Genomic DNA, 23,735 nt, shown 5'->3' with positions numbered 1-23,735 from the left:
GGTGGTGCCGGTGGTTGACCGGACCGGTTCAGAACAGGGTGCGGACGGCGTCCACGACCCGGCCGTCCGCGTCCAGGACGGGGATCAGCGGCCACTTGTCGAACACCGTGCAGGCGTGGGAGAGCCCGAGTTCGACCACGTCACCGACGCGCAGCGCCTCCTCGGCGGGGCCGCTGAGGTCGAGGAACGCGTGGTGGTCGTTGAGCTCGACCACGCGCGCGCCGTCCGTGAGGGGGGTCCGCTCGCCGTCGCGCAGCACCGCGCGCGGCACGGGCAGGTCGACGTCGAACGACACGTCGCGCTTGCCGACCCCCAGCAGCGCCCGGCCGGGTTCCGGGCGGGACAGGACCCGCGCGTGGCAGCTCAGCGCGGGGCGCAGGGGGTCGTCGTCGGCCGCGGACCGCAGCGGGGAGGCCCGCTCCATGAACAGGTCGTCGTGGGCCACGTAGCAGCCCGAACGGACGATCCGGCGGACCGGGCGCGACAGTTCGGGGGGCTCCGCGAGGGCGTCGGAGACCAGGTCGGGGTAGCTGCTGCCGCCCGCGGTGACGATCACCTCCGCCGCGCCGTCGAACAGGTTCTCGGCGTCGGCCCGGCGGGCGAAGTCGTACAGGCGGTCCAGCCAGGCGCGCACGCGGTCCGGGGAGTCGTCGTCGCGGCGCTGCGGGAACACGCCCTCGAAGGCCTCCACCCCGACGAGGGTGAGTTCCGGGGAGGCGGCGACCGTCCGGGCCAGCTCCAGGGCGCGCTCCGGGTCGCGGACGCCCGTGCGGCGCCCGGCCACGCCGAGCTCCACCAGGACCGGGAGCGGTCGCGCGGCTCCCGCCAGGGCGTGTTCCATGATCCGGACCCCCTCGACGGAGTCCACCAGGCACAGCGGCTCGAAACCGGGGTCGGCCAACGCGTCGGCCAGCCAGGACAGCTGGTCGGGGTCCACGACCTCGTTGGCGATCAGGACCCGGGGCACGCCGAAGCGGCGCATCACCCGGGCCTGGGCGACGGTGGCGGCGGTCAGGCCCCAGGCGCCCCGCTCCAGCTGCGCCGACCACAGCCGGGGGGCCATCGTGGTCTTGGCGTGCGGGGCGAGGTCGACGCCGCGTTCGGCGCACCAGCGGGCGAACCGGTCGAGGTTGTGGGTCAGCGCCGCCTGGTCGAGGGTGACGGCGGGCAGCCAGAGGTCTCGGAGATGCAGGTCGGCGGCGCGGATCCGGTCGACCGTGGTGGGGCCGTCCGGCAGGGACCGCGCCTCCACCGGCGCGGAGTCGAGTTCGGCCAACCGAGCGGTGGGAAGCCCGGGTCCGGTGGCGGTACCGGTGGGCAGGGGTCTCGAAGGTGAGTCTGTCAAGGTGGGCTCCCGTCGTGTCCGGCCCTCAGGCACGGTCCTTGGCGGCTGGGCGGGGGAAGGGCTCGTCGAAGTCCTCGGGGCGGTCCAGGCGCTGGACGGCGGAGCGCACCTGCCGGTGGCGGTGGTCCTCGGCCCGTTCCTGGGCCGCGCTCAGCGGTACCCACGCCGGGGGCGGTTCGGCGGCTCGGGGTGTGAGCAGTCGGCCGCGGGCGTAGGTGGCGGTGTTGGTCAGGCGGAGGGGTGCCTCCCGGGTGCCACCGTGCACGTCGACGACGGGGAAGCTCCCCTCCTCGGCGTCGAACACGGCGATGTCGGCGTCCGCGCCCGGGCTCAGCGTTCCGGCGGGCAGGCCGAAGGCGCGGGCGGGGCGGTGGGTCACGGCCGCCACCACGTCGGTCAGGCCCATTCCGGCGGCCAGGGACTTGCCCATGACGGTCGGCAGGTCGAACGCGGGACCGTACACGGAGCGGATGTGCAGGTCGGTGGAGACGAGGGGGACCAGACCGGCCGCCAGCTCGGCTTCGAGCACGTCGAAGTCGAAGGCGCCGGAACCGTGCCCCAGGTCGAAGAGCACGCCGGAGTCGCGCAGGCGCAGCAGGGTGTCGGCGGGGCGGCCGTCGACGACCAGGCCGGTGGCGACCCCGGTGGCGCAGTGGGTGACGACGTCGCCCTCGGTGAGGAAGGGGGCGATGTCGGTGAGGTCGGGCGGGCCGTAGCCGATGTGCACCATGAGCGGGCGCTCCAGGCGCCGGGCCAGCTCCGTCGCCCTGCGCAGGGGCTCCAGGCCGTGCGTACCGACGGTGTGGCTGTCCATGCGCGCCTTGACACCGCAGACGAAGTCGCCGTTCCGGGCCACCACGGCCGCGGCCGCGTCGACGTCGAGGTTCTCCAGGACGTGGTGTTCGCCCGTGCGGCCGACCAGCCCGATCCCGGAGACGTTGACCAGGGCGCGGACGCGGAACGGCGCGGGCTCGGCCACGGTGCGGCGCAGCCCGTCGAGGCCGTAGGCGCCGGCGGAGCCGGCGTCGATCCAGGTCGTGACGCCGGTGCGCCAGGCGATCGGTTCGGGGTCCACGCCCCAGTAGGTGGAGCCGTGCAGCACGTGGGTGTGCGCGTCCACCAGGCCGGGGAGCACGAGCTTCCCGTGGACGTCCTCGACCCGCGCGGCCCGGTCCCTCGGCAGGTCGGTGCCGACCTCCGCGATCCGTCCGGCTCTGACGGCGACGTCGGCCGCCCCGTCACGCCCCGAGGCCGGGTCGATGACGCGGCCGCCGCGCAACATCAGGTCCCACACTCAAGCCACCCCCTTGTGTTGCGTACTGCGCAACACTGTTGCGCGGTGAACAACATATTGAATAGCATTCGCCGGTGACGCAGGTCAACACATCCCGTGAGCCCAGTCACCAGACGAACCGGAGGTCGTGAGTGAGCACGCAGCGACGGATCGAGGTACCAGCGCCGTCCTCCCCCGCGAGCTCCCAGGACGCATCCCCCGCCCCGCTCGACGCGGTGTGCGTGGGCGAGACGATGGCGCTCCTCATCCCCGAGCCGCACCCGGACGGGACCCCCCGGTTCCACGCCGAGGTCGGCGGAGCCGAGTCCAACGTCGCGGTGCACCTCGCCCGCGCGGGACGGCCCGTGGCGTGGCGCAGCGCGCTGGGCGGCGACGTGTTCGGGCACCACGTGCGCGGACGCCTGACCGGCGCGGGCGTACGGTGCCTGGTCCGGGAGGACCCCGCTCGCTCCACCGGCCTCTACATGAAGGAGCCCTCCCCCGAGGGCACCCGGGTGCGCTACTGGCGCGCCGGGTCCGCCGCCTCCACGCTGCGCCCGGCGGACGCGGACGAGGTGTGGCGGTGCCAGCCCCGCCTGGTGCACACGACCGGGATCACCGCCGTCCTGTCGGACACGGCGGAGGGCCTGGTCCGGGAGCTGTTCGAGCAGGCTCCCCCCGACACCCTGCGCAGCTTCGACGTGAACTACCGCCCCGCGCTGCACGGCGCGGGCAACGCCGACCTCCTGCTGGACCTGGCCCGCCGCGCCGACGTGGTGTTCTGCGGCCTCGACGAGGCGCAGTCACTGTGGCGGGTGGAGTCCCTGCCCCACCTGGTCGAGCTCCTGACCGGCCCGGACGGACCCGACCTCGTCGTCGTCAAGCAGGGCGCCCGGGGCGCCACGGCCGTCAGGGACGGACGCACCTGGTTCGAACCCGCGCCCAGGGTGGAGGTCGTCGAACCCGTCGGAGCCGGGGACGCCTTCGCCGCCGGGTTCCTCGACCGCCTGCTGGACGGTGCTCCCCTGCCCGACTGCCTGGCGGAAGGCGCCAGACTGGCCGGGGTGGTGCTCGGGCTCCCCGGCGACATCCCGCCTCCGCAGGAGGGGTCCCCCGCCACCCGCTGAGAGGCCGTGCCAGTCCGGAACCGCCTCCGACCACCCCAGGGGCCGCGCCCCTGCCGACCAAGGGGAGAACCACCGGTGTCCAACAGTGTCGAACGCGCCCTGCGCATCCTCGTGGAGCTGGCCGACGGTCCCAGCACCATCAGTGAGCTCGGCCGCCGCCTCGACGTGCACCGCACCACCTCGCTGCGCCTGCTGCGCACCCTGGAGGAGGAGCGGTTCGTACGCCGCGCGGACGACGGCGCCTACCGGCTGGGCCCACGCCTGGCCGCCCTCGCCGCCGCCGCTCTGGACGGGCTCGACATCCGCGACGGCGCCGCCCGGCACCTCGCGGCGCTCAGCGACACCTGCGGGCAGACCATCCACCTGGGCGTACTGGAGGGCCGTCAGGTGATGTACCTGGACAAGGTGGAGTCGCGGCAGGCGGTGCGCATGTACTCGCACATCGGCGCGCTGGCGCCGCTGCACGCCACCGGGATCGGCAAGGTCCTCCTCGCCTACCTGTCCGCCGGGGAGCGCGACGAGCTGCTCGGTGCGTCCCCCTACCCCCGGTACACGCCGAACACGCTCACCGACCGCGCGGCGCTCGACGAGGTCCTCGACCGCACCGCGCGCCAGGGCTGGGCCCTGGACGACTTCGAGCACGAGGAGTTCATCCACTGCGTGTCCGCGCCGGTCTTCGACGCGGCCGGACGGGTGGCCGCCGCGATCTCCGTGTCGGCTCCGAGCATGGTCCTGGACCGCCCGGGGCTGCTCGCCTACACCGAGGACCTGACCTCCACCGCGAGGGCCATCAGCGAAGAACTGGGTTGGAGCCAACGATGACCACGAACGACGGCGCCCCGACGGGATCGATCCCCGGCTGGGCCGACTTCTTCCGCGAGGGGCTCTCCCCCGTGCCCCTGGTCCTCATCCTGCGCGGGACCACACCCGACGAGGCGGTCGCCGCGGCGCGGGCCGCGTGGAGCGCGGGGGTGCGGCTGGTGGAGGTCACCCAGGAGAGCGCGTCGGGCCCGCCCGCCCTGGAAGCGGTGGTCCGCGCCGCCGAGGGGCGGCTCCCCGTGGGCGCGGGGACGGTGACCACTCCCGAGCGGCTGCACCGGGCGGTGGACGCGGGCGCGGAGTTCGGGGTGGCCCCCGGACTGGACCCGGACACCGTCGCTGAGGCCGACCGCCTGGGTGTCCCGTTCCTCCCCGGGGTCTCCTCGCCCACGGAGGCCGGGCAGGCGCTCCGGCTCGGTGTCACCACGGTGAAGGCGTTCCCGGCCAACGTGCTGGGCCCGGCCTGGGTGTCCGCCGTGGCGGGCCCGTTCCCCGAACTCCGGGTCGTGGCCACGGGCGGGGTCGGCGCCCGGAACGCGGCCGAGTTCCTGCGCGCGGGCGCGGTCGGCGTGGGGGTGGGCCGCTCCGCCACCGAGGGCGGCGCCCTGGCCGGGCTGCTCGGGGCCCTCTAGCCGGTTGGCTGCGGTGGGATCGCCTTTCGTGCAGTATGTGTGCATGGCCTCTCCCCCCGAAGCCCACAACCACGCCGACGGGCCCGTGTACGGGCACCTGGTGCAGGCCCGGGACATCCACGGTGGCGTCACCGTGAACGCCGCCCCGGCGGCCGCCCCGGTGCTCGACGTCTCCCTCGACCCCCCGCGCCCCGCCACGACCGTACGCGGGCGCCACGACCTGCTGACGGCCCTGCGCGAGGGCATGTACGGCGGGGACGCGGTTCCGCACGTGCTCACCGGGGCCGGCGGGTTCGGCAAGACCACCGTGGCGGCGGCCCTGGCCGAAGACGCACGCTCCGAGGGGTGGACGGTGTTCTGGGTGCGCCCGGACACGATCCTGCCGAGCATGCTGGAGGTCGCCGTGGAACTGGGCGGCTCCCGTGAGGAGGCGGACCGGTTCAGGATCGCTCCCCGTCAGGCCGCGCGCTGGGTCTGGCGGCACCTGGACACCGCGCCCCGCCCCTGGCTGCTGGTCATCGACAACGCCGACCAGCCGGAGCTGTTGGACCCGGAGAACCGTCCGGGCGAGCAGCGCGGCTGGATGCGGTCGAGCCCGGGCGGCTTCGTCCTGGTCACCAGCCGCGTGGACGACCCCGCGCTGTGGGCGCCCGCGACGGTGCACCGCGTCGGCTCCCTTGGGACCGGCGACGCGGCGCGCGCGCTCGTCGACCACGCGGGCGGGCCGCCGCTGCCGGGGGCGGAGGCCCTGGCCGAACGCCTGGGCGGGGTCCCGCTCGCCCTCTCCCTGGCCGGACGCATCCTGGCCACCCACGGCGTCCTCTTCCCCGACGCGGACGCGCTGCTGGGACACCTCGACGAGGACCCGACCCGGCTCGACGCGCTCTCCGAGCCGCTGGTGTCCGGCGCGGACAGCGAGCGCCGCCTGCTCTCCGGGGTGTGGGAGCTGTCCCTGCGCATGGTGGGGGAACGCGACCCGCAGGCGGTCCCCCTGCTGCGGGTACTGGCGGTCCTCGGGGGCGGCTCCACCGCCGTACCCCTGCGCAGGCTCCCCTTGAGCTTGCTGGCGGACGGAGAACTGGGCTCCCTCGACGAGGCGGGCCTGGCACAGGCGATCAACGCACTTGCCGTCCACGGACTGGTCACCACCGCCCGCCAGGGGTCGGGAGAGGTCTCCCTGCGGCTCCACCCGCTGGTGTCCGAGAGCGTCCGCGCGCGCCTGGACTCCGCGTCCCTGCCCCTCCTGGAAACGGTGCGGCGGCTCCTGGAATGGCGGGCCGACCACGACCTCGCCCTGGAGATGGGGGCGCATTCCGCCCTGCACACCATCCTGCTGCGGATCCACGGCCGCGCCCACCCGGCCCCCTTGCACACGAGCATCCTGTTCCACCGGGCCGTCATGCTCCTCGGCCTTCGGGAAACGGCGGAACGGGGTCTGCGGAAGGTCGTCGGGCACAGCCGCGCCGACCTCGGGGACACGCACCCGGAGAGTCTGCGCGCCCGGCACGCGCTGGCCGACGCCCTACGCGCCCTCGACCGGATCGAGGAGGCGGAGGGGCTCTACCGCGCGGTGCTCAGCGAGCGCGAGCGGATACTGGGACCCCTGCACCCGGAGACGCTGAGCAGTCGCCACCAGGTCGCCCTGATGACCGGGCTCCTCGGTGACCTGGACACGGCCGAACAGGAGTTCCGGGAGCTCTGGCGGACGTACCAGGATCTTTCACAGGAGGACGACCGGGGCGCTCTGCACGCCCTGGAGAACCTCTCCTTCGTCCACATGTACAAGGGTGACCACGAGGCCGCTGAGGAGGGGTTCAGCAGAGTCAGGGAGGCGCGTGTCCGGACCCTGGGCCAGCTGCACCCGGTCACGATCGAGGCCGACTACAACCTGGCCAGGGCCGCGTTCACCCGGGAGGACCACCGAACGGCGGCCGAGATACTCCGTCAGGTCCTGGCACTCCGCGAGGAGATCCTGGGTGCGGATCACGCTCTCACCCAGCAGGCCCGGGACTGGTTGGAGAAGGCCAACCGGGCCATGGGGAGCGGCTGACCCGTCAGCGACGGGCCGCGACGACGGTGACAAGCGCCGACCACTCGAGGGCCCGTACCCCCACTACGGCGGACTCACGGTTCCGCGTGTCCCGCATCAGGACCGAGACGCCCTCGACGAGGGAGGCCTCCACGCAGCCGCCGTTCTCCATGCTGCTGTGGCTGCTCTTGATCCACTCCGCCGAACGCGTTCCCCGGAAGCCGACCTCCACACAGCTGCTCGCGAAACTGCTGTGGCTGCTCTTGAACCAAGGGGGAGAGTCGTCCATACCCACGATCGTGACACGGGACCGCACGGAATCACAGGCCCTTCGACCCCTTTCAGCCCGCCACGGGGAGGGCGGCAGGGGCGTCCGCGATGTCGCCGGTCTCGCCCTCCTGGTAGGCCCTCTTTCCCACCGTGTACACGTAGACGAAGAACAGGACCTCCGCCACCACGCCGATGCCGATGGCGATCCACGTGTTGGTGATCCACCCGGTGACCAGCCCCTCGATCAACCCCGAGACGAACAGCACCACCACCAGGCCCAGGACCACCGCGATGGCGGCCCGGGCCTCCTCACCGAGGGCGCGCAGACGGGTCCGTTCGCCCGGCACGATCAGCGACCACCCGATCTTGAGGCCCACGCCCCCGGCCACGAACACGGCGGTCATCTCCAGCAGGCCGTGCGGGAGGATCAGCGCGAAGAACACGTCGCCGCGCCCCATCGCGAACATCATGCCCCCGGCCATACCGAGGTTGACCGCGTTGAGGAAGAGCACGCCGAGGGTGGGCAGCCCGAAGGCCACACCGAAGATGATCGCCTGCGCCGCCACCCAGGCGTTGTTGGTCCACACCTGGGCCGCGAAGGAACCCGCCGGGTTCTCCACGTAGTAGTTGGCGAAGTCGTGCTCGACGTAGCGCGCGATGGACTCGGGGGTGCCCAGGGCGGCCAGGACCTCCGGGTTGGTGGCGATCCACACCCCGGTGACCGTGGCCACGGCGAGGGTCCCGGCGGTCACGCCGATCCACCACCAGCGCAACCGGTAGAGCACGGCCGGGAACACCCGGGTGAAGAAGCCGGTGACGTCGGTCCACGAGGAGGCGTGCGAGCCGGTGACCGCCGAACGGGCGCGGGCCACCTGGGAGGTGAGCCGACCCGCCAGTTCCGGGTCCTGACCCGAGGAGCGCACCACCGACAGGTGGGTCGACACCCTCTGGTAGAGATCGACGAGCTCGTCGATCTCCTCACCTGTGAGCGAACGGCGCCGACGCACCAGTTCGTCCAGTCGTTCCCACTCCCGGGCGTGCGCAGAGGCGAACACGTCGATATCCACGTAAGGGACATTACTGGATTTCGGTCCCCGGCTCCCCTACGGGTGAGAACGGCGCCGCGCGCTGGCGGGTAGTGTCGGGGAGACGGTTTCAGACACCCGGTAAGGGAGCGTGCACTGGTGTCCTATCCCGGTGGTGGCGAGACCCGTGACGACGTGTACGGCGCGACGCCGCTGGTCACGGGTGACGCGGTGGTGCTCGAACTGCGCCCGGCCGGGTTCGCCACGCGCGCGGCGGCGATCGCCATCGACTTCCTGGTGCAGGTCATCGCGTTGATCGCCCTGGGTCTGCTGGTGAACTGGATCGGCGTGAGCGTCGACTTCGCCGCGACCAGCGCGGTCTCGCTCGCCTCGACCATCCTCGTCATCGTCGGCTACCCCGCCGCGTTCGAGTCGATCTCCCGCGGGCGTTCCCTGGGCAAGATGGCCCTGGGCCTGCGGGTGGTGGGCACGGACGGCTCCCCCGAACGCTTCCGGCAGGCCCTGGGCCGCGCGCTCTCCGGGTTCGTCGAGCTGTGGATGACCTTCGGCGTGATCGCCCTGGTCACCTCGATGCTCAACCGGGACGGCCGCAGGGTCGGTGACTTCGTCGCCGGAACCATGGTGGTGGAGGAGCGCACCGGGGGCCGCCGCGACACGGCCGTCCCGATGCCGCCGCACCTGGCCGCCTGGGCCGCGACGACCGAGCTGTCACGCCTGTCCCCGGAGACCGCCAACGCCGCCCGCCAGTACGTCCTGCGCTACGGCGAGCTGGCCGAGCACACCCGCCACGAGATGGGCGCCCAGCTCGCGGACACCGTGGCGTCGCAGATCAGCCCGCTTCCGCCGCCCGGCACCACCCCGCCGTACTTCCTCGCCGCCGTGCTGGCCGAGCGCCGCCGACGCAGCCTGGAGGCCATGAACGAGGGTCAGGGGCGCCAGGAGCTCAGGTAGGCCTCCTGGTCGGGGGTGAGGACGTCGATGCCCACCCCCAGGGCCGCGAGTTCCAGGCGCGCGACCTCGTTGTCGGTCTCCTCCGGCACCTCGACCACGCCGGGGGCGAGGGTGGCGTGCTCCCTGGCCAGCCACTCGGTGGTGAGGGCCTGGACGGCGAACGACATGTCCATGACGGCGGCCGGGTGCCCCTCCGCGGCGCCCAGGTTGACCAGCCGCCCCTCGGAGAGCAGCAGGAGCCTGCGGCCGTCCTCGAACTCGTACTCGTCGGCCTGTTCACGCACGCCCCGGTCCACGGTGACGGACAGCGACTCCAGGGCGTTGAGGTCGATCTCCAGGTCGAAGTGGCCCGAGTTGGCCAGGATCGCCCCGTCGCGCATCACCGCCAGGTGTTCGCGGCGGATCACGTCCCGGTTCCCGGTGGCGGTGACGAACACGTCCCCGACCGGGGCCGCGGTCTCCATGGTCGCGACCGTGTACCCCTGCATCACGGCGTCCAGCGCCTTGACCGGGTCCACCTCGGTGACGACCACGTTCGAGCCCATGCCCCGGAACCTCTCGGCCAGTCCCCGGCCGCAGTAGCCGAACCCGGCCACGACGACGGTCCGACCGGCCAGCAGGGTGTTGGTGGCGCGCAGGATCCCGTCCACGGTCGACTGCCCGGTGCCGTAGCGGTTGTCGAACATCCGCTTGGTACGGGTGTCGTTGACCGCCACCATCGGCAGCCGGAGCTCGCCCTCCGCGCTCATCCTGCGCAGCCGGATCACCCCGGTGGTGGTCTGCTCACACCCGCCGAGGACCCCCTCCAACAGCTCGGGACGGCTCACGTGCGCGGTGTTGACCAGGTCGCAGCCGTCGTCCAGCAGCAGGTGCGGCCGGGACTCCAGGACGGTGACCAGGTTGCGGTCGTAGGCGGCCGTGTCCATGCCCGCCCACGCGTGCACGGCCACCCCGTACTCGGTGACCAGGGCGGCGGCGGTGTCGTCCTGCGTGGACAGCGGGTTGGAGGCGGCCAGCCACACCTGCGCCCCGCCCGCGCGCAGGACGCGGAGCAGGTTGGCGGTCTCGGCGGTCACGTGCAGGCACGCGGCCACCCGCAGCCCTTCGAGCGGGCGTTGGTCCGCGAACCGGGCGCGGACGCTGCGCAGGACCGGCATGGAGCGTTCGGCCCATGCCACACGGCGGACCCCGGCCTTCGCGAGGCCGAGGTCCGCCACCTCGTGTGAGGGAGGAGTCATCTGAGTAAGGACTCGCCCCTAGTAGCGGTAGTGGTCGGGCTTGAACGGCCCGGACACGTCCACGCCGATGTAGGCGGCCTGCTCCTTGGTGAGCTCGGTCAGCTTGACGCCGAGCGCGTCCAGGTGCAGACGGGCGACCTTCTCGTCGAGGATCTTCGGCAGCGTGTACACGTCGGTCGGGTACTCGTCGGGCTTGGTGAAGAGCTCGATCTGCGCGATGACCTGGTTGGTGAAGCTGTTGGACATCACGAAGCTGGGGTGGCCGGTGGCGTTGCCCAGGTTCAGCAGGCGGCCCTCGGAGAGCACCAGGACGGACTTGCCGTTGTCCTGGGTCCACTCGTGGACCTGCGGCTTGATCTCCTTCTTGGTGATCCCGGGGACCTTCGCCAAGCCGGCCATGTCGATCTCGTTGTCGAAGTGGCCGACGTTGCCGACGATCGCCTGGTGCTTCATGCGCAGGATCTGGTCGGCCATGATCACGTTGAAGTTGCCGGTGGTGGTGACGAAGATGTCGCCGACCTCCAGCACGTCCTCCAGCGTGGTGACCTGGAACCCGTCCATCGCGGCCTGGAGGGCGTTGATCGGGTCGATCTCGGTGACGATGACGCGGGCGCCCTGGCCGCGCAGCGCCTCGGCCGAGCCCTTGCCGACGTCGCCGTAACCGCAGATCACGGCGACCTTGCCGCCGATGAGCACGTCGGTGGCGCGCATGATGCCGTCCGGCAGCGAGTGGCGGATGCCGTACTTGTTGTCGAACTTGCTCTTGGTGACGGAGTCGTTGACGTTGATCGCCGGGAACGACAGGCTGCCGTCACGCTGCATCTCGTAGAGGCGGAGGACACCGGTGGTGGTCTCCTCGGTGACGCCCTTGATCTCCTTGGCGATGTTGGTCCACTTGCCGGAGTCCTTCTTGAGGCTCTCCTGGAGGAGGGTCAGGACGACCTCGAACTCCTCGCTGTCGGCCGTGGACGGGTCCGGGACGGCACCGGCCTTCTCGAACTCGGCGCCCTTGTGGACGAGCATGGTGGCGTCACCGCCGTCGTCCAGGATCATGTTCGGGCCCTCGCCGGGCCAGGTGAGGGCCTGCTCCGTGCACCACCAGTACTCCTCCAGCGTCTCGCCCTTCCAGGCGAAGACGGGCACGCCCTTGGGGTCGTCGACGGTGCCGTCGGGGCCGACCACCACGGCGGCCGCGGCGTGGTCCTGGGTCGAGAAGATGTTGCAGGAGACCCAGCGGACCTCGGCGCCCAGGGCGACGAGCGTCTCGATGAGGACGGCGGTCTGCACGGTCATGTGCAGCGAGCCCATGATGCGGGCGCCCGTGAGGGGCTTGCTGTCACCGAACTCGGCGCGGGTGGCCATGAGACCGGGCATCTCGTGCTCGGCGAGACGGATCTCGTTGCGGCCGAACTCGGCCAGGGAGAGATCTGCGACCTTGAAGTCGAAAGCCATGCGTTCCTCACTCGTCAAGTCATGGTTGCCACCCGATTCTAGGCCCGCGGCCACCCTCCGCACACAAACCTCACACAGAGATGTCAGATTTGCGCTTCAGGACGGTGGCGGTGGGTTAGGGTCACCTGCATGGCCGCCCTCGACGACGACCCCACAGCGCCCGGACCGCACGGCGCTCCGGTCCCCATCTCCGCCGCCGCCGAGCGGGTCGGCAGCACCGCCCGGATGCTGCGCTACCGCGAGGGTCTCGGTCTGCTCCCCCGCACACAGGAACAGCCCACGGGGCGCGGCCACCGGCACCGCCGGTTCACCGAGGAGGACCTGCGCACGATCGCGGGCGGGCTGGAGCTGGAGCGCGAGTTCGACATCCCGCCCGCCGCGCTCGCCTTCGCCCTGCGGGTCCTGGCCGAACCCGAGGTGCTGGCCCGGGTGCGCGCGCACGGCGAGCGTCTGGGTCGGCTGGCCGCCGCCCCCACCCGCGCGCTGGACTTCGAGAAGGAGAAGGCCATGCGCCTCCTTCACGCACGTCGCCCGACCCCCCAGGGTCCCGGGACGCGCGGCGGCCGTTCCGGTTGACCTGAGGCCACGGCCGTCACCGGACACCCAGACCAACCGTTCGGCATGTTTTGGCAAAGACTCCACGGGCTACGGATGAGACCGTGGACAGCCAACTCGGAGACACGCCCTGGGAAACACTCCCCGAGCGCGTGCGCGCAGACCTCAGGGACGTCGACCTCCTCCGGACGGTCTGGGCCCACCGGCGCCAGGACCGCCCCCACCAGCGGCACGGCGCCGCGCGGCGGGAACTGACGCGGGACCGCGTCCGCGAGTGGGGTGGCGGCGCCGACCTCACCGACCTGCTGCTGACCGGCGAGTCCGTGTCCGGAGAGCCCATGACCGGACCCCACGTCGCCGCGCTGGCGGGACGGGTGGCCGAGCTTCCCCCCGGAGGGGAACGCCGGGGCGTGCCCGACGGCCCCCCGTTGCGCCCGCTCCGGACGGCGCTGTCCACCGAACACACGCTCCGCCTGGCCCGGGCCGCGACCGTCCCCGCCCACCCCGTGGTGCGGGCCGCGCACACCTACGCCGAGTGCGTGCGGGTGGCGGCCGAGGCCTCCGGGGAGGAGACGCACGGCGCCGGGGCCGCCTGGACGCTGCCGTGGGTACTGGCCTCACGGGTCCTCCAACGGGCCGACCTGCCCCCGCTGCTCCTCGACCCCGGCACCCCTCCGCCCGACCCCGCGGGCAAGCACGACCCCGAGGAACCGCTCGCGCCCCTGGTCTCCCACATGGCCCGGCTGGTCACGGGCGCCCTGCGCGACGAACTCGCGTGGCATCCGGAGGAGGCGGTCGCGACGGGGCGGCCGGTTCCCCCGCTGACCGCCGTGACGCGGCGCCGCGTCCTGGAGCACGTGCGTTCCCGGCGCGGCTCGGTCGCGCTCCTGCTGAGCGCCCTGGACCCGGCGGCGACCACCACCGTGACCTCGGGCGACGGCGGCCGGGGCGGAGACGCCGCGCACTGGTGGACCTGTCTGGAACTGCTGGCGGACGGGGTCTCACTCGCCCTGTACGTGGTGGTCCGGGACGTGGGCAGCCCGCCCTCGGGGGTGCTGGCGGTCACCGCGCACGCGCGCCTGGCCACCCCGGAGGGGGTTCGGCGGGCGCTGGAGATGTCCCGGAGCGACAGCGTCACCGTCCTGCCGACGGACTGCGTGGACGACCGCTGGCCCCAGGTACGGGACCTCGTGGACGAGGCGGTGTCGCGCGCCGTGCACGAACTCACCCGCGGGTGAGCGGGGCCGCCCGTCAGCCGCTGAGGCCCAGGATCAGCAGGAGCAGCAGCAGGATGATGATGGTGACCAGCACCGCCGGGATCACCCAGCCCTGCTGGAGGATCGAGTCCTGCTGGCTCGGCCGCTGGTGCGGCGTGTAGGTCTGGTTCGGGTTGACCGCCCCGGTCATCATCGGGTTGGCGCCCTGGTGCATGGCGTGCGGCTGGTGGTGCGGGCCCGGCGCGCCCGGCCTCGGGTTGGACATCCCCGGGTGGGCGCCGAAGCCGCCGTGCCGGGGGTCCGAGTTCACCGGGTGGCCGCCCATCTGGCCGGGGCGGGGATTCGAGGTCCCCGGGTGCGCGCCGAAGGGGCGCGGGTTGGACACGCCGGGCGGGTACCCCATGCCCGGCTGTCCGCCGGTGTGCGGGTACTGCGGTGCCTGCGGGTGCACGGGGGGCAGCGGGTTGCCGTTGAGCAGACCGGTCTGCGCCACCCGCTCTCCCTGCTTGAGCGCGTCGTCGGCGTCGTTCGAGGGGCCGACCGGGCCGTCGTGGCCGAGCAGCCGCATGAGCAGGGTCTGGGCGTTCGGGCGGCGGTTCGGGTCCTTGTCCAGGCACGACTCGACGATCGGCCGCAGAGCGTCGTCGACCCCGTCCAGGTCCGGCGGGGCGCTCACCACACGGTGCACGACGGCCGGGACGGTGTCCGAACCGAACGGCGCGCGGCCGGTCGAGGAGAACGCGATCACGCAGCCCCAGGCGAAGATGTCGCACTTGTCGGTGATCCCGCGGCCCTCGATCTGCTCCGGCGCCATGTAGGAGGGCGTGCCGACGATCGAGTTGGTCATCGTGGCGGTGCCGTCGTCGACCCGGGCGATGCCGAAGTCGATCACGCGCGGGCCGTCCGGGCCCAGCAGCACGTTCCCGGGCTTGAAGTCGCGGTGGACGATCCCCGCCTTGTGGATGGCCACGAGCGCCGTGGCGGTGGAGACGGCCAGGCGCTGGAGCGCGGCGCCGCGCACCGTCTTGCCCTTGGCCACCGTCTCCTGGAGGTCCTTGCCCGGAACGAACTCGCTGACCACGTAGGGAGGGTCACTGTCGAGCTGGGCGTCGATGATCGCCGCCGTGCAGAAGGACGCGACCCGCTGGGCGGCCCGCACCTCCTTCTCGAACCGCTTGCGCAGGTCGGCGTCGGCGGACCACTGGTCGTTGAGGACCTTGACCGCGTACTCGTCGCCGTCGCGGTCCTCAGCGAGGTAGACGACCCCCTGACCGCCCTTCCCCAGCCGTCCGGTCACGCTGTATTCACCGAAAGCGGAGGGGTCGCTCGGCAGTAGCGATTCGGGACCGGGCATCGATGTCCTCCTGGGAGGTGGGCTTGAGCGGGGGCGCAGCATCAGGTTAACGGGCACGGGACGCCGGGTGGGGCCGCGACCGGTCGCGGCCCCGCAGGTGTCCCCTCACCCGGACGTACCGGATATGACTGCCGGAACGCGGAGTTCGTTCCGTTCCCCACCCAACCTTTTCCGCCCGTTCAGGAGAGCGTGCGCGCCTCGTCCACCAGCAGGACCGGAATCCCGTCGCGGATGGGGTAGGCCAGGCCGCTCTCGTCGCAGACCAGTTCGTCGGTCTCCGGGTCGTGGCGCAGCGGGGCCTGGCTCTGCGGGCAGGCCAGGATCTCCAGCAGCCAGCCGTCGATCTTCGTGCTCATGGTTCTCGTTCCTCGTGTGATGGCCGTGTCAGGCGCGGACGATGGCCAGGACCTCGTCGCGCAGGCGCGCCACGGCGGTGTCGTCAGGGGCCTCGACGTTGAGCCGCAGCAGCGGCTCGGTGTTGGAGGCGCGCAGGTTGAACCACGCGCCGTCCGGCAGGGTGACGCTGAGGCCGTCGAGCTCGTCGACGGTCACCCCGTCCCGGTCCCCGAACGCGGCGCGCACCGCGGCCATGCGGCCGTCGGCGTCCTCGACCCTGGAGTTGACCTCGCCCGAGGCCGCGTACCGGGAGTACTCCTCCGTGATCCGCGAGAGCGGACGCTCGTCCGCACCCAGGACACGCAGGACGTGCATGGCCGCGAGCATACCCGTGTCGGCCTTCCAGAAGTCCCGGAAGTAGTAGTGGGCGGAGTGCTCCCCGCCGAAGATCGCACCGGTCTCGGCCATGGTCGCCTTGATGAAGGAGTGGCCGACGCGGGTGCGCACGGGCTTCCCGCCGCGCTCGGTGACGATCTCGGGGACCGCCGCCGAGGTGATGAGGTTGTGGATGACGGTGCCGCCGGGCTCGCGCTTGAGCTCCTCGGAGGCGACCAGGGCGGTGACGGCGGACGGGGAGACGGGCTCGCCCCGTTCGTCGATCACGAAGCAGCGGTCGGCGTCGCCGTCGAAGGCCAGGCCGAGGTCGGCCCCGGTCTCACGGACCCTGGCCTGGAGGTCGACCAGGTTGTCGGGGTCCAGGGGGTTGGCCGGGTGGTTGGGGAAGGTGCCGTCCAGCTCGAAGTACAGGGGGACGACGTCCAGCGGCAGGCCCTGCTCCAGGACGGCGGGGACGGTGAGGCCGCCCATGCCGTTGCCCGCGTCCACGACGACCCTGAGCGGGCGGGACCCGGAGAGGTCGACGAGCTGGCGGAGGTAGTCGGCGTAGCCGGGCAGCAGGTCCCGCTCGGTGACGGTGCCCTTCGGGCCCTCGTGGGCGTCGGGGTCCTCGGCGCCGGACAGGAAGTCCTCGGCGAGTCGGCGGACGTCGGCCAGGCCGGTCTCGGCGCTGATCGGCGCGGCGCCCGCGCGGCACATCTTGATGCCGTTGTACTCGGCCGGGTTGTGGCTGGCGGTGAACATGGCACCGGGCAGGTCCAGGGAGCCCGAACCGTAGTAGAGCAGGTCGGTGGAGCCGAGTCCGGCGAAGACGACGTCCACGCCCTGGGAGGTGACGCCGTCCGCGAAGGCACGGGCGAGCTCCGGCGAGGAGGGTCGCATGTCGTGGGAGACCACGACGGCGGGCCCACCGGCCACCCGGGCGAAGGCGGCGCCGACCGCGTGGGCGATCCCGGCGTTGAAGGTGTCCGGGATCACACCGCGTACGTCGTATGCCTTGAAGATGCTTCCGAGGTCAGCCACGTCTGCTCCGGCCAGGTCGATCCTGCGACGAATTCGGTCCAGCGCCCCGTTGTTCGAGCGCCGTACAAAACTAGCAAGAGCGGGCCGGGTCAGCCGTTCGGGTGGTGCGGCGGGCGTTGCTCGCCCCGGTCGGACTTGACCACGCGCAGGTGGCCCCGGCGCAGCGTCTCGTGACCCTCCCCCACGGGTTCGCCGGGGGACGGCTCTTGACGCGCGGGCGGCCGCGCCGCCTCACGTACGGCGTCGGCGAGGGCCTCCAGGTCGTCACTGCCGGGACCTCCTCCCGACGTCTCGACCGGAAGCCGAACGACCTCCCAACCACGCGGCGCGGTCAACCGTTCGGCGTGGATCGCGCACAGGTCGTAACAGTGCGGTTCCACGTAGGCGGCGAGCGGACCGAGGACGGCGGTGGAGTCGGCGTAGACGTACGTGAGCGTGAATACGGCGGGCTGCCTGCACGCGGTGCGGGAACAGCGTCGAACATGGCTCACAGCGTTTGACTGTATGCCTTTACCGAGGGACACGCCAGCATCGTCCCATGACCTGCACAGTTTTTGGGCGACTGTTCTTGACCCGGGAGGGTCGACGTCCGATTCTTCCGAGGCGCCAGGACTTCGCGCAGGGCCCGTGATGGCTTAGTCTCGAAGTGTGCGACGAGTGCGCCTTTCCAGTGGCCAACCAGACAGAGTGCGGCGCCGGGACCGCCGGGGCCGGGGCATCCGCGGCCCTCTCGTGCCCTCCGACCTGCCCGTCTCCCGCAGTCGGGCGCAGGCCTTCGACGACCTTGTCCTGGACGCCGTCGAACGCCTGGAACGCCTGTGGGCGCGTGAGCTGGCGAACGTCGACTTCCTCGTGGAGGACGTTCCCCCGATCCCGCCCCACGGCGACCTGACCGAGGCGATCCCCTTCTCCCGACTGGAGAGCGAGCCCACGGGCCGCGCGCGGATCATCGTCTACCGGCGCCCCGTGGAGATCAGGACCAAGGACCCCGAGGAGCTGGCCCTCCTCGTCCACGAGACCGTGGTCGAGGAAGTGGCCAACCTGCTCGGCGTCGAACCCGAGTCCGTGGACCCGGAGAACTGATCACACCTCGTCGAGCGACCTCTCCAGCTCGTCGAGGCAGGACCGCCAGCCCTCCGCCGTGCGCTCGGCCCACTCCCTGCCCGTGAACGTGTGCGCCAGCACCAGGTGTCCGTCCTCACCGACGGTGAGGCGCATCTGGTGCTCGCCCGTCTCCGGGTCGAACTCCCGGAAGCCGAACGCCCGTGGCGGGTCCACCTCCGTGACCACGGCGGTCAGGTCGCCGCCCTCCTCGTCGGCGAAGACGATCTCCCCACCGACCCTCAGGTCCAGCCGGTCGACCGTCATCGGATACCACCGGCTCAGCTCGGCGGGCTCCGTGAGGGCCCGCCACACCCGCTCCACGGGTCTCCCGAGGTCACGCTCCAACGTCAGCGTCCACCGGTCGTCCCCCAACGACGCCAGCTTGGTCTCACCCATGTCCGCCCCCTCCGGCCGATCCCTCTCGCAGACCTCACTACCCACATCCACCCCACCACCTACCCCGCGCCCCTCCTCCACCTGTGTGGGAGGGGGTTCGCACGGGGGCCGAGGGGACCGGCGGTCAGGGGACGATGCCGGTCATGCTGTCGCGGACCACGGGAAGCTGGACCCTCACCGGGGCGGGAGTGACGGGCAGGACGCTGACGCCGTCGCCCGAGCGCAGGACGCGGGCGGCGTAGACCGGGCCGGAGTCCTCCAGCAGCTCCAGGCGGACCGCGTAGCCGTCCTCGGGGTCGGCCCCCGAGGGGACCCCCCAGCCCTCGGTTTCCGTGCCGAACACGTGGGTGGTTCCGGCGGCGACCTCGGCGCGGACGGCGTCGCCCATGCTCCCGTCGGCGGCGATCGGGGTGGCCACCACCCTGGCGTCCCGGTCCAGGGCTCCCAGGACCAGTTCCACGTCGACGTCCTCGGGCATGTCCGGGATGACCGCCGTGGTGTCGAGCGGACCGGTGAGGGGGTCCGCGGCGGCCGTGTAGGCGGTCTCCACGACCTTCTTGCCGTCCACGGCCTCCGCGACCACCCCGGCCACGACCGGGCCGTCAGCCTCGACGACGACCGTTCCGGGCGCCTCGGCCAGCGCGCCCTCCAGGGTGAGCCAGGCGGAGGCCGCCGGCGGGACGTTCAGGACCAGGGGTTCGTCGTCGGTGCCGTTGGGCTCCTCGGTCACCACGCGAACGCGGGCCTCGACCGGAGCGTCACCGGGGGCGGCCACGAACAGGCGGCGCGTGCCCTCTCCCCCGGGCACACCGGGGATGACGTGCTCCTCGTCGGGCGCACGGGTCGGCGGGACCCAGTCGCTGTTCCCCGAGGAGTGTTCCGCGAGCAGGGACGCGGCGACGCGGCCGGTGCTGGTGCGCACGTGGACGCCGAGCGAACCGGTGCTCTGGATGAGCTCCGTGACGTCGAGCTCGGTCGACTCCCCCGGCCCGAGATGGATGCCCCGGCTGTCCGGGGAGTAGGACGGCCCCTCCATGGTGTAGAGGTCGATGCTGACCGTGGCCCGGAAGTCCTCCGGGTTGGCCAGGTGCACGGTGAGGGTCTCCAGGTCGACTCCGTCGGGGTCGTCCGCGCCGGGAAGGGCGAACCAGGTACCGATCGACGGGGCGGCGCAGCGGACCTCGGTGATGCCGTCGTCGGAGACGGTGGTCTGCGCGGCGTCGAGCCCGGAGGCCAGGGAGCCCTCGGCGTGCAGGGCGGTGGGCCGGGTGGCGTCCCCGGTGTCGGTGCTCCAGACCCGCCCGGGTTCGGTGAGCTCCTCCCCGAGCGTGTCGGTGTCGGGCTCGTCTCCGTCCACCGGGGACAGCGGGACGGCCCACAGCTGACCCTCGTCGTCACGGCTGACCCGGGGGGCGAAGGCTGCGATCGAGCTGTCGGCGTCGTCGGAGGGCTCGTGCGGGGCGGGGCAGACGCGTGCCGCCAGGTCCGGACGGACGGTGTCGGGCTCGGACACGCCGAGCTCGGCGTTGACCGGCCGGATCACGAACGCCACCCCGAACAGGGCGAGCAGCGCCAGCGCGACCAGCCCGAACAGGGCGAACCGGTTCTCCACGATCAGTCGCATGTCCTACCCCTCGTCCTCGGTGCCCGCGCGGCGCCTGGACGCCCTGCGGGTCCCGGCCCGTCGTGTGCCCCGCGTGCCTCGGCGCCTGCCTCGGACGGCGGGGATGGAGCCGGTGGTGGTCGGGCCGGGATCCGGTTCCGGCTGTTCCTCCGGCACCTTCTCCGTCGCCTTCTCCGTCGCCTTCTCGGGAGCCTTCTCCGGTGCCGCGCGGCGGGACCTCCCCGTACGGCGGGGACGCCGGGGGCGGGGCATCGGGGTGGCCTCGATGAGCCTGCGCTCCTCCTCCGTCCGCACGCCGGGGGCGGCGAGCACCGCCACGATCAGCAGCAGCGCCCCCTGGGTGATCCGCCAGGCGGTGTGGACGAGGTCCGTGTGCCACACCCGCAGCTCGCCGCCGTGCACCGGCAGGGCCCACGCCTGGGTCCCGTTCTCGGTGTCGACCGGGGTGAGATCGTCCCCGTCCAGGGTGGCCCGCCATCCGCCGTCGGCGGGTTCCGCGAGGGCGAGACGGCGGCCGGTGTGGCCCTCACCGATCTCGGCCGTGAGCTGGTCCGCGGAGCCCTCCACGCGCAGGGCCTCGGCTTCGAGGCCGTCCTCGGAGACCGTCCGCAGCACGCCGGTGGGTTCCGCGATCCGCCAGAGGCCGTAGTGGTCGGACAGCGACTGCCGTCCGAGCCCCGGGGTGCCGTCGAGGGTGTCGACCATGGTGGCGTCGGCGGGCCCTCCGAGCTCGGGACGCGGGTAGAGCACGTACTGGACGCCGTGGTCGAGCAGGGTGACGAGTTGGTCGCTGCCCTGGCCCGCGGCCAGCTCCGCGACGGCCTGGTCCATGGCGGCGCGGGTCCGGGGTTCGGGAACGACGCGCTCCTCCCCCAGCCGGGGTTCGCGGCCCCGGACCACCACGTAGTCCACGCCGCCGTCCTCGGCGGGGGTGACGATGACGGTGCGGGGCTCGGTGCCGTCCGCGCTCACGCTCTCCAGGGCCCCGGGCACGGAGCGGGGCGCGTTCGCGGTCATCGGCCCGTCCACGCCCTCCCACATCCACAGGGCCGCCGCCGAGACGGGCGTGGCCAGCGCGAGCAGTGCCACGGCCAGCGCGAAGTACCTCCGGAGGCCACCGAGGCGGATCATGTTCCCGAAGGCGCGGGCCGCCGTGGCCGCCGTCAGGAGGACGGCGGTGGCGGCGAAGGACAGGGCGACGCCGGGCCAGACCAGGGCGGGCGGGCCACCGAAGTAGGGCTCGATGACGATCCTGCTGGTCAGGACGGCGACGAGCATCCCGAACAGGGCGAGGCTCCAGCCCGCCGCCACCAGCATGCGGTTGCGGAGCAGCAGCAGGGAGCACAAGGCGGCGGCGATGAACCCGGCGGTCACCCAGACCGGGGGCGTTCCCGGGCCGCCCGGGGAGAGCATGAGCAGTTCCGTGGGGGTCGCCCCCGGGTTGGACAGCTCGGGCCGGTGCAACCCCGCCTCCAGCAGCCACAGGCTGGGGTGCATCAGGAGTTCGAGGGTCCACGGCATGAGGAGCACCGCGGGTGTGCCCAGGCTGATGCCCATGCTGACGAAGATCCGGCGGCCGAGGTGCCCGAAGGCGACCGCGACCAGGACCCCGGTGACCAGGCACAGGAGCCAGACGACGGGCACGAAGGCGGTGGCGACGGTGAGCGCCAGGCCCAGCCCCCAGGCGGCCCGGCGCGAGGGCTTGGGCGGCATGGAGACCAGGCGGACCAGCAGCAGGCCGAGGACGGGCAGCAGCGCGTGGACGAGGGCGGTGCCCAGCCTGCCCTGCGCGACGGCGCCGGTGGCCATGGGGAGCAGGGCGTAGGCCCCGGCCATCCACAGGCGGGCCGGGCGGAAGCGCAGCACCTCGCGGGCGAGCAGGTAGGAGGTGAGCCCGGCCAGCGGCACGCAGCCCAGGAGGATCACCATGACGGCGATCCACGGCTGCCCGAAGGTGAGGGTGGACAGCAGCGCGAGGAACCCGACGTAGGGCGGGACGGCCCCGGACGAACCCACGCCGCTGTCCGGGTGGCCGGCCAGGTAGAGGTTCCACAGGTCGAGGGCGTTTCCGGTGACCGGGGGCAGGGCGCCTCCGGCGAGCATCCCGCCGAGGAGGAGGGAGCGCTCCGCGATGATCGTCACCACGGTCAGGCCGATGACCAGCAGGACGCCCGGTTGGAGGACCACGCGGCGCAGGAAGGACGAGGAGTCGTCGGCGGGGCCGTCGTCCTCCTCGCCCGGGGGCGCGGTGACCGCCTGGTGGCGCCCTGCGGTGTCGGCCATCCGTTCCCCGGTGAGGATGCCGGTGACGGCGTCCGCGAACTGCCGTATGGCCACCCCCCGGGCCAGGAACGGCCGGATGGCGCTGTAGGTGCGGCGGCGGTCGCGGCGGCGCCGGAACCGGGCCCGGGCCAGGCGGAACGGCCGACCGTAGACCAGGGTGATCGCGGCGGCCTCGTCCAAGGCGTTGGCCGGTTGCTTGATGAGCAGGTACATGACCACGCGCAGCAGCGAGCCCACGGAGTTGCGCAGCAGCGCGAACACCATGCCGCCGACGGGCAGGTTGGCCAGCAGCACGAACACGGCGTGTCTGCGGTCCACGCGGCGCGGGTGGTTGCGGGTGGCGGTGATCTTCCTGCGGCGGCGGGCCGAGGCCTCCGCGTGGTAGGCGACGGCGTCGGTGACCAGGCGGACCCGGAGCCCGGCGCCGCCCACCCGCCAACAGAAGTCGATGTCATCGCGGAACAGCGGCAGCGCCGGGTCGAACCCGCCGAGGCGTTCCCACACGTCGCGGCGGACCAGCATGCCCGCGCTGGAGACGGCCAGGACCTGGCGGGTGCCGTCGTGCTGGCCGTGGTCGAACTCCCGCTGCTCCAGCCCGGTCTCGCGGCGCCCGGCGCCGTCGATGGTGACGCCCGCCTCGACGAGGAGGCGGCGGTCGAACCAGTCGCGGAGCTTGGGGCCCAGGACCGCGCTGCGGGGGTCCTGGTCGGCGGCGGCGAGCAGGTGTTCGAGTGCGTCCTTCTCCGGGGTGAGGTCGTCGTGGATGAGCCAGATCCACTCGGTGGCGTCGTCCTCGAACCCGTGCACCTCGGTGGTGGACCTGGGCAGGTCCAGGGCGGCCTTGACGGCGTCGCCGTATCCGGTGCGGGCGGGCAGGTCGATGACGGCGTCGGCCGGAAGGTGGTCGGCGAGGACGTCGGGGCTGCCGTCGGTGCTGCCCGTGTCGGCGGCCACGACCCGCTGTACGGCGCGGGTCTGGGCTCGGAGCGCGGACAGGGTTTCCGACAGCCATCGTGAGCCGTCGTGGGACACGATGACCGCGGTGACGACGTGGCGGGCGGAATCCAGGTCAGGCACGGCTGTGGTCGGGTCTCTCCGGGAGAAGGGGCGGGCCCGTGCGCGGGCCCGGGGTGTGCCGACCGGAGCGGTCGGTGGGCGCCTCAGTGCGCCGGGGCGGTTCGCGGACGCGAACGCGGGTCATCACGATACGCCACCGCACACCATTACGGATCATTTTGGTCGGGGACGTGAGGGGCGACCATAGC

The 23,735-nt window shown here is 72.7% G+C and carries 21 protein-coding genes; 8 read left to right on the top strand and 13 right to left on the bottom strand.

The window, feature by feature from the left end; translation table 11 throughout:
• Positions 1-28: 28 nt before the first annotated feature.
• Together AC0VYM_RS05615 and AC0VYM_RS05610 are read right to left on the bottom strand one after the other, a co-directional pair.
• Complete coding sequence (locus tag AC0VYM_RS05615; protein ID WP_475459711.1) at positions 29-1,345, bottom strand: alanine racemase; 1,317 nt, start codon at positions 1,343-1,345, stop codon at positions 29-31.
• Positions 1,346-1,370: 25 nt separating this feature from the next.
• Entirely contained in the window at positions 1,371-2,639 is a 1,269-nt protein-coding gene (locus AC0VYM_RS05610; protein ID WP_475459709.1) for an amidohydrolase family protein, read from the bottom strand.
• A gap of 221 nt (positions 2,640-2,860) precedes the next feature.
• Between AC0VYM_RS05610 and AC0VYM_RS05605 the strand changes: the two genes are divergently transcribed.
• The 4 genes from AC0VYM_RS05605 (at position 2,861) to AC0VYM_RS05590 (ending at position 7,246) form a co-directional block, all read left to right on the top strand.
• Positions 2,861-3,745, top strand: coding sequence for a sugar kinase (locus AC0VYM_RS05605; protein WP_475462951.1), 885 nt, complete (start codon positions 2,861-2,863; stop codon positions 3,743-3,745).
• 75 nt (positions 3,746-3,820) lie between these two features.
• The gene (locus tag AC0VYM_RS05600) at positions 3,821-4,567 is read left to right on the top strand and encodes an IclR family transcriptional regulator (protein WP_475459707.1); all 747 of its coding nucleotides are present in this window, start codon (positions 3,821-3,823) and stop codon (positions 4,565-4,567) included.
• The gene (locus AC0VYM_RS05595; protein WP_475459705.1) at positions 4,564-5,196 is read left to right on the top strand and encodes a bifunctional 4-hydroxy-2-oxoglutarate aldolase/2-dehydro-3-deoxy-phosphogluconate aldolase; all 633 of its coding nucleotides are present in this window, start codon (positions 4,564-4,566) and stop codon (positions 5,194-5,196) included. The genes AC0VYM_RS05600 and AC0VYM_RS05595 overlap by 4 nt, the downstream gene beginning before the upstream one ends.
• A 43-nt stretch (positions 5,197-5,239) precedes the next feature.
• Positions 5,240-7,246, top strand: coding sequence for a tetratricopeptide repeat protein (locus AC0VYM_RS05590; protein ID WP_475459703.1), 2,007 nt, complete (start codon positions 5,240-5,242; stop codon positions 7,244-7,246).
• Between the two features lie 4 nt (positions 7,247-7,250).
• On the opposite strand, the gene AC0VYM_RS05585 is transcribed toward AC0VYM_RS05590, so the two are convergent.
• Together AC0VYM_RS05585 and AC0VYM_RS05580 are read right to left on the bottom strand one after the other, a co-directional pair.
• Complete coding sequence (locus AC0VYM_RS05585; protein ID WP_475459701.1) at positions 7,251-7,514, bottom strand: DUF397 domain-containing protein; 264 nt, start codon at positions 7,512-7,514, stop codon at positions 7,251-7,253.
• 52 nt (positions 7,515-7,566) lie between these two features.
• On the bottom strand, positions 7,567-8,562 hold the full coding sequence (locus tag AC0VYM_RS05580) for a stage II sporulation protein M (RefSeq protein ID WP_475459698.1): 996 nt from the start codon (positions 8,560-8,562) through the stop codon (positions 7,567-7,569).
• Between the two features lie 117 nt (positions 8,563-8,679).
• Between AC0VYM_RS05580 and AC0VYM_RS05575 the strand changes: the two genes are divergently transcribed.
• Positions 8,680-9,492, top strand: coding sequence for an RDD family protein (locus tag AC0VYM_RS05575; RefSeq protein ID WP_475459696.1), 813 nt, complete (start codon positions 8,680-8,682; stop codon positions 9,490-9,492).
• On the opposite strand, the gene ahcY (AC0VYM_RS05570) is transcribed toward AC0VYM_RS05575, so the two are convergent.
• Positions 9,468-10,730 carry an adenosylhomocysteinase gene (gene ahcY, locus AC0VYM_RS05570; RefSeq protein WP_475459694.1) on the bottom strand — a complete coding sequence of 421 codons (1,263 nt, stop codon included), beginning with the start codon at positions 10,728-10,730 and terminating at the stop codon, positions 9,468-9,470. The two genes, AC0VYM_RS05575 and ahcY (AC0VYM_RS05570), sit on opposite strands and share 25 nt — an antisense overlap.
• A gap of 18 nt (positions 10,731-10,748) precedes the next feature.
• Complete coding sequence (gene ahcY, locus AC0VYM_RS05565; RefSeq protein ID WP_475459691.1) at positions 10,749-12,182, bottom strand: adenosylhomocysteinase; 1,434 nt, start codon at positions 12,180-12,182, stop codon at positions 10,749-10,751.
• A 129-nt stretch (positions 12,183-12,311) separates the two neighbouring features.
• On the opposite strand from ahcY (AC0VYM_RS05565), the gene AC0VYM_RS05560 reads away from it, so the two are divergent.
• Positions 12,312-12,758 carry a MerR family transcriptional regulator gene (locus AC0VYM_RS05560; RefSeq protein ID WP_475459689.1) on the top strand — a complete coding sequence of 149 codons (447 nt, stop codon included), beginning with the start codon at positions 12,312-12,314 and terminating at the stop codon, positions 12,756-12,758.
• Between the two features lie 83 nt (positions 12,759-12,841).
• Entirely contained in the window at positions 12,842-13,975 is a 1,134-nt protein-coding gene (locus tag AC0VYM_RS05555; RefSeq protein WP_475459686.1) for a hypothetical protein, read from the top strand.
• Positions 13,976-13,988: 13 nt separating this feature from the next.
• On the opposite strand, the gene AC0VYM_RS05550 is transcribed toward AC0VYM_RS05555, so the two are convergent.
• From AC0VYM_RS05550 to AC0VYM_RS05535, 4 genes are all read right to left on the bottom strand, one after another.
• Positions 13,989-15,308, bottom strand: coding sequence for a serine/threonine-protein kinase (locus tag AC0VYM_RS05550; protein ID WP_475459683.1), 1,320 nt, complete (start codon positions 15,306-15,308; stop codon positions 13,989-13,991).
• A gap of 179 nt (positions 15,309-15,487) precedes the next feature.
• Positions 15,488-15,664 carry a Trm112 family protein gene (locus AC0VYM_RS05545; protein WP_357768719.1) on the bottom strand — a complete coding sequence of 59 codons (177 nt, stop codon included), beginning with the start codon at positions 15,662-15,664 and terminating at the stop codon, positions 15,488-15,490.
• 28 nt (positions 15,665-15,692) lie between these two features.
• Positions 15,693-17,063 (bottom strand): phosphomannomutase/phosphoglucomutase, encoded by a 1,371-nt coding sequence (locus tag AC0VYM_RS05540; RefSeq protein ID WP_475459680.1) that lies wholly within the window; start codon positions 17,061-17,063, stop codon positions 15,693-15,695.
• 89 nt (positions 17,064-17,152) lie between these two features.
• On the bottom strand, positions 17,153-17,554 hold the full coding sequence (locus tag AC0VYM_RS05535) for a DUF3499 domain-containing protein (RefSeq protein WP_017542446.1): 402 nt from the start codon (positions 17,552-17,554) through the stop codon (positions 17,153-17,155).
• 196 nt (positions 17,555-17,750) lie between these two features.
• Between AC0VYM_RS05535 and AC0VYM_RS05530 the strand changes: the two genes are divergently transcribed.
• The gene (locus AC0VYM_RS05530) at positions 17,751-18,146 is read left to right on the top strand and encodes a metallopeptidase family protein (RefSeq protein WP_378744850.1); all 396 of its coding nucleotides are present in this window, start codon (positions 17,751-17,753) and stop codon (positions 18,144-18,146) included.
• On the opposite strand, the gene AC0VYM_RS05525 is transcribed toward AC0VYM_RS05530, so the two are convergent.
• The 3 genes from AC0VYM_RS05525 to AC0VYM_RS05515 form a co-directional block, all read right to left on the bottom strand.
• A complete protein-coding gene (locus AC0VYM_RS05525; protein WP_475459677.1) occupies positions 18,147-18,563 on the bottom strand; it encodes an SRPBCC domain-containing protein in 417 nt (138 codons plus the stop codon).
• Between the two features lie 124 nt (positions 18,564-18,687).
• Positions 18,688-20,187, bottom strand: coding sequence for a DUF5719 family protein (locus AC0VYM_RS05520; protein WP_475459674.1), 1,500 nt, complete (start codon positions 20,185-20,187; stop codon positions 18,688-18,690).
• Positions 20,188-20,190: 3 nt separating this feature from the next.
• Positions 20,191-23,547 (bottom strand): glycosyltransferase, encoded by a 3,357-nt coding sequence (locus tag AC0VYM_RS05515; RefSeq protein WP_475459671.1) that lies wholly within the window; start codon positions 23,545-23,547, stop codon positions 20,191-20,193.
• Between the last annotated feature and the right edge of the window lie 188 nt (positions 23,548-23,735).

It is taken from the genome of Nocardiopsis sp. iso_237, from assembly GCF_056173345.1.
This window is presented reverse-complemented; position numbering and strand designations above follow the sequence as displayed.